The 5603-nt window shown below is 44.6% G+C and carries 9 protein-coding genes; 4 read left to right on the forward strand and 5 right to left on the reverse strand.

Features of this window, described 5'->3' with window-relative positions; all coding sequences use genetic code 11:
- Positions 1 to 23: 23 nt before the first annotated feature.
- Positions 24 to 461 carry a GNAT family N-acetyltransferase gene (locus INT32_RS21845; protein WP_226817352.1) on the reverse strand — a complete coding sequence of 146 codons (438 nt, stop codon included), beginning with the start codon at positions 459 to 461 and terminating at the stop codon, positions 24 to 26.
- Positions 462 to 540: 79 nt separating this feature from the next.
- Here INT32_RS21845 and INT32_RS21850 point away from each other — a divergent pair, with 79 nt between their 5' ends.
- The 3 genes from INT32_RS21850 to INT32_RS21860 are packed head-to-tail and all read left to right on the forward strand — an operon-like array spanning position 541 to position 2261.
- The gene (locus tag INT32_RS21850; RefSeq protein ID WP_193090783.1) at positions 541 to 843 is read left to right on the forward strand and encodes an antitoxin VbhA family protein; all 303 of its coding nucleotides are present in this window, start codon (positions 541 to 543) and stop codon (positions 841 to 843) included.
- Positions 844 to 846: 3 nt separating this feature from the next.
- Positions 847 to 1773 carry a Fic family protein gene (locus tag INT32_RS21855; protein WP_193090784.1) on the forward strand — a complete coding sequence of 309 codons (927 nt, stop codon included), beginning with the start codon at positions 847 to 849 and terminating at the stop codon, positions 1771 to 1773.
- A 2-nt stretch (positions 1774 to 1775) separates the two neighbouring features.
- Positions 1776 to 2261 (forward strand): hypothetical protein, encoded by a 486-nt coding sequence (locus INT32_RS21860; RefSeq protein ID WP_193090785.1) that lies wholly within the window; start codon positions 1776 to 1778, stop codon positions 2259 to 2261.
- Here the strand turns inward: INT32_RS21860 and INT32_RS21865 are convergent.
- Entirely contained in the window at positions 2230 to 2943 is a 714-nt protein-coding gene (locus INT32_RS21865) for a hypothetical protein (RefSeq protein WP_193090786.1), read from the reverse strand. The two genes, INT32_RS21860 and INT32_RS21865, sit on opposite strands and share 32 nt — an antisense overlap.
- A gap of 19 nt (positions 2944 to 2962) precedes the next feature.
- Here INT32_RS21865 and INT32_RS21870 point away from each other — a divergent pair, with 19 nt between their 5' ends.
- The gene (locus INT32_RS21870; protein ID WP_193090787.1) at positions 2963 to 3646 is read left to right on the forward strand and encodes an SOS response-associated peptidase; all 684 of its coding nucleotides are present in this window, start codon (positions 2963 to 2965) and stop codon (positions 3644 to 3646) included.
- Positions 3647 to 3713: 67 nt separating this feature from the next.
- Here the strand turns inward: INT32_RS21870 and argC are convergent, their stop codons facing one another.
- From argC to INT32_RS21885, 3 genes are all read right to left on the reverse strand, one after another.
- Positions 3714 to 4691: an N-acetyl-gamma-glutamyl-phosphate reductase gene (argC, locus tag INT32_RS21875; RefSeq protein WP_193090788.1), complete on the reverse strand. Its 978-nt coding sequence runs from the start codon at positions 4689 to 4691 to the stop codon at positions 3714 to 3716.
- A 161-nt stretch (positions 4692 to 4852) separates the two neighbouring features.
- Positions 4853 to 5125: a type II toxin-antitoxin system YafQ family toxin gene (locus tag INT32_RS21880; RefSeq protein ID WP_193090789.1), complete on the reverse strand. Its 273-nt coding sequence runs from the start codon at positions 5123 to 5125 to the stop codon at positions 4853 to 4855.
- Between the two features lies 1 nt (position 5126).
- The gene (locus INT32_RS21885) at positions 5127 to 5435 is read right to left on the reverse strand and encodes a type II toxin-antitoxin system RelB/DinJ family antitoxin (protein WP_370540271.1); all 309 of its coding nucleotides are present in this window, start codon (positions 5433 to 5435) and stop codon (positions 5127 to 5129) included.
- Positions 5436 to 5603: the final 168 nt, after the last annotated feature.

Consider the following 5603-nt stretch of genomic DNA (forward strand, 5'->3'; position numbering starts at 1 on the left):
AAAAAATCGACTCCCCCGTAATGTCAACAAGGATCCCATATATAGTGGTTGTCAAATTCATCTTCTTGGATCAAGCAAAATCCTAGCCGAAGATAGAATTGGTTAGCGGGACTGCCTTTAAGAGCAATTAGTCGAATCGGCTTTTTGGCGGACCTCGCTTCATCTTTAACTAACCGAATGACATTGCCACCTACTCCTAATCCCTGATAATCATGAAGTACATAAAGGTGGTCAAGATACAAATCGTTTGGTCTGCGCCTTAAGACAAAGAAACCAATAGTGAGCGTTCCCTGCTGAATGATGGTAGTGTCCGATGCATTGAATGTATCCAGAAACCGTCGCTTTGCTCTGTCAGGATCAAATCGTCCCACGGCTAAAAGGCTTGGACGCATCGCTTCAACTCGAATGTTTGCCAATTCTTCGGCTTTTACTTCTGATGCTTTTACATAGGTCAAATTCAATGGCATTTCCCTTTTAAAATATTGTGCATACAATGTATATACATTATAATAGAAGTGTTCAATCTACTAGGTGAATCTCATGAAAGACGCTTTGATGACATTTCGGGTTGACTCCCAGCTGCGGGAGCAGTTCATGGATGCAGCTGATAAAAATCACCTGCCGGCAGCTCAGTTGTTGCGGGACTTCATGCGCAAGTATGTCACTTATGTACAGAAACCCGCTTTGAACGAAGCAGAAACACGCCGCCGCCGTGATGCTGCCAAGTTTGCGCAGGCCAATGTTGGGCTAGAGGGATTCAAGATTAGCGCCGATGAGGAGCAATGGACGGAACGCTATATCCGTGGTGAAATCACCATGGATGAGTTTATCAAGGGCAATTAATCCATGTCCGAGTTGTCCGACGAACAAAAACAGCAGTTGGAAGCAAAATATACCTATCGTCGGGTTTTAGAATTATCGCTCTCCCCTGTCCAGGGCAATTTCGATGCGGCCCACCTGCGCGAAATTAACCGGCGGATTTTCCAGGATCTACCCGGCCTAGGCTTTAAGGATGTGACACCAGGTGTTTATCGGCCAGAAGTTCCCGAGGGCAAGGACTGGATAAAACGCCGGGGTTTCACTACCTTCAAAGAAGTTTTCAGTGTTGCCTATTCTCCGATGGATGCAAAGGCAATAGTCAGGCTTGATCAGGCTCTTGCTGGCGCGGATCCCGCGAGTTTGCAGGAACTGAAGCCGATGGACTTTGCCACGAAGATGGCCGATTTGTATGTCGAGCTAGACTATATACACCCTTTTCCTGATGGCAATAGCCGCACGTTACGCACATTCACTGCGCAGCTGGCCCATGAAAGCGGATATCACATAGACTGGCCAAGGTTCAATCGTTCAGATGAAGCCAGGGACCGGTTATATATTGCACGGGACTTGGCCGTCAATAAAATCGCCCTGCCCCTGGCATATCATGAATCCACGATGCGGGCGCTTAGTCATGCTATGTTTAGCTTGGACGGCAATAAGGAGTTACCGGATTTGCTCAAAGAAGCGATACGGCCTGCTCGCGCCATTGCATTTGAGCAATGGGAAGCTAAAGATGCTCTATCGAGTTATCCCGAGTTGGCCGAAGCCTATAACACGCTTCGGGCCGCGCAGATTAAATTAATTAGTTCAGTGCCGGATAAGCCTGCTGTGCATAAAGCTGTTTTGGAAGTGGTCACAAAATATGTATTGCAAGGGCTTGACCGAGGCGAGACTGCAAACTTTACGAAAGCCAGGGATCGGCTTCAAGAATTAGGACTGGACATAGAGATTTAAGTATGGCCGTCAAATACACTCCTGAATCATTACTACCCGCATTGCGTCTATTCATTGATGCGCGTAACAATGCAAATGCAGCAGGTTTTCCAGATAACGGCGGTGCTATCCACTCCGTTGAAAGAATCCTAGACATGCTATGCATTCGTGTTAAATACGGATTAACACACGTTAATAATCTAAAAAAGATGCTGTATGCAGAATGCAGTATTGGTGCTCGTCATGCCCTGCTGAATGGGGACAATCACTCACTGCGTATTGAGCACGTGATGCCGCAACGAGCGTTTGCCAAGCAAATTATTGATTTAGTAAACTTAGGTGCCACTGATACAGAAGTCCTCGCTTATATCCGACAGCACTACCGCTTAGTATTATTGGACGTTGAGGAAACTCGTTTACTGAATGCTTTAAACAGATCGAAAATTACACCAACCCGCTTAATTGACGCCGGGATTGTTATGTTTTATGGGCCGGTTCAGAAAGTATAAGTTTTCTTACCGTTGTCCGAATAGCTATACACCTTTTAACCTCATTGCTAATTAGTTGGTGAAGATCAATCATTTCAACTTTAATATTCCCATCATCATCTTTGAATTCATATTTTGCTCGATAACCCAAGTCCTCATTAGGTTCAAAACTCTTTCTTAATAGCATTAGAAATATTGATTCGTGTTTTGCATTATTATTCAATGCATTGATTTTCATGAAGTCACCGGTTTTAATCTTTAATAGCTCATCTTTTAGCTCTTGATAATCAGTAATCTTTTCTATTATTGAATTTAAATATCTTCTGTCTTTATTTATTCTAGTCGTGATATTTAAATCCATGCCACGCGCAAAGTAAACCATAGTGCCAAGTGTATCTGCGATGCTATGAATATTCTGTAAAGCCGCCAGCACGCACGCTTTATAGTACGAGAGAAGTGTGATCCAGTTATGATCCTTTCTATGTCTCAGCATCTCCTGTACCTGGTATATGCCTTCTTTTTGAGTCAAACCTAGTTTTTCAAAGTAGTTCTGTGCTTCGTCCAAATGGAAAAGTGTAAAGTGAAAACGTTCCTCAACTGATCGTTGAGATTTATTGAATTGAAGCACTATATCTTCGTGATTGATATACTTGGAATTGACATACTCAAGCATGTCTTGCGCGGAAGGTTCACGATTAGTCATTCTAAAAGTAGGTACAGAGATGTGTGGAAGATATGAGTTTACTCAGCCCGTCGGAAAAGAGTTTGATTTTATTCAATGGCCGGAAATTCAGCCCTCACTTGAAATCAAGCCTAGTAATGCCGCGCCAGTGATCCTATCGGCCGGAAAGGATAACTATGAAGTGCAGTTTCGCCATTGGGGTTTTGTGCGATTTTGGCCTGGTAAAACAGGTAAGCTAACAAAAAAGTTTCTTATTAATGCCAAATCAGAAACCATAACAATGACAAAGAATTTTAAAAAGGCATTTGCAGAACGGCGCTGTTTGATTCCTTTGAATGCCTGGTTTGAATGGCCGGAAGATCCAAAAATTAATGAAGGGGTTAAAACAAAGGTTCGACTCTATATGCCTGACCGCCCTACTTTCGGCGCTGCTGGTATCTACGAGGATAAAATAGAACAAGACACTGGCGAAGTTACCCGGTATTTTTCAATGGTAACGGTAGATCCTGAACAATATACAAAAATAAATTTTATTCATGATCGTTCGCCAATGGTCTTAGCTGCATCAGATTATGAGACCTGGTTGCAAGGTTCACCAGAGCAAGCCGAAAGTCTCTTGCATCCCTACCCTGACCCTGACGCTTTTGCTTTTGAAATACCAAGTGGTGAAATCAAAGGGAATAAAGAATCAGGACAATCTAGTTTGGACATATTTAACAGATAATAATATTGTTTGAACGTTGAATGAATATTCAAAGAATATTTAATTGAACATAAAAAATGTTCAGGAATTACGGCCAAACAGGTGCGCCGTCAAGCCCAACAGTTTCTGAAAGTCCGCAGATCAAATTTGCGTTCTGTATTGCTTGACCAGCCGCACCTTTACCTAAATTGTCGACCACACCCATCGCGATCACCAAGTTGCGCTCAGGATCGGCAGCATAACTGACGAATGATAGGTTCGAGCCGGTAGCCCATTTGGTCTGCGGCGGCTTGTCGGTTACTCGGACAAACGCTCGCTCAGCATAAAAGCGTCTGGCTGCGTCCAGGCACTGGCTTGTAGTAGCATTGCCACGACAGTAAATCGTGACAAGTACGCCACGAGTCATCGGCACCAAGTGTGGTGTGAACACCAGCCCGGCAGCGCTGCCACCACTCAGCCTTTCAATCGTCTTTGCAATCTCGGGCATATGGACGTGCTCCAACAGGCCGTAGGGCACCAAGTTCTCGTTGCTCTCGGCGTAGCCGAACTTGCTGTTGGCACTACCTCGGCCAGCCCCAGAGATGCCAGTCTTGGCGTCAATCACTATGTTCATAGGATCGATCAGTTTGTTGACCAGCAGAGGCGCCAGTGCGTTTAGCGTGGCCGCAGGAAAGCAGCCTGGATTGGAAACGCGGGTCTGTCCTTCGATCTGGGTTGGCCATACGTCGGCTAGACCGTACACCCACCCCTCGACGTACCGGTGGTCGCCGCCGATATCGACGATCCTTACGCCCTTGGGAACGCTCGCAAGGGCTTCGGTCGAGGTGCCCGTGGGCAACGATGCGAACAGCACGTCTAGTTTCGGTATCGTTATTGGGTCCCACTTTTGGATCACAAGCTCAGCTAGCTTAACTGGCACGCCAGGAAAGAGGTCTACTAACCGGCTGCCGGCGGTGCCATCGCCAGCCGCGTATACTAGCTCGAAAGACGGGTGGCTTGCGATTAAGCGCATCGCCTCGCCGCCACCAAAACCGCTAATCCCAACAATTCCGACGCGAATATTCATGTTAGTGTCCCTGACCTAGAGTGAATGAGTAAGTTTATTTTTCGAAATACGAAGTGATGTAATCGCTGGGAATAAATAATTTGGGCAGCCTAACTTAAAATTATATAACTGATAAGAATATTATTTGAATCTGAAATGAATATTCAAATAATATACATTTACTATTCTTCAAATAAATCTGAATGCGTACCTGTTCTGGTTAATTGCAGCTCCTCACCCACTACACGATAGATCAAAAGCCAATCAGGCTCAATATGAGCATCGCGGTATCCTGACCATTGACCTTTCAATGGATGGTCACGGTATTTTTCAGGCAACGGTTTTTCTTCAATCAACATTAGAAGCAAGGTACGCAGTTTATCCAGGTCCTTGCCGCGTTTTTCTGCTCGCTTCACGTCTCGCTTAAATTGGCCGGAACGTACTGGTGTCAGCACTTTAGATTCCTAAGTCTTTAAAAAGATCTTCGGCTTTATCGAAACGTTTACCCTTCCCTGCTTCTAATTCCTTCATTGCTTTTCGTGTTGTGCGATTTGGTACTTGCACATCAAATGGCAAACGCCCTTCTTCTGCCACACGCAGGAAAGTCAGGCGGATTAAATCGGACGCACTTAACCCCATGCGTTCTAGTGTCGCTATTGCTTTGTCTTTCATGTCTGCGGGTATACGTGCGCGGACTACGGCATCAGCTCTCATGGCTTTGCTCCAATGATCAGTAAAACGATATTGTAGCTCATTTGTAGCCACAATGCAATCCCCTGCTATGACTTAGCCACACTAATCATTCACATTTAATGAATATTCAAAACATATTCATAATGGTATAAAAATATGTTGACCATTTAAATTACTTTGGATATTATTTACCTATTGAATGAATATTCAAACGAGGTGAAACCGTGATTGTTGCTATAG

Source organism: Advenella sp. FME57 (assembly GCF_014897675.1).
Lineage (GTDB): Bacteria > Pseudomonadota > Gammaproteobacteria > Burkholderiales > Burkholderiaceae_B > Advenella.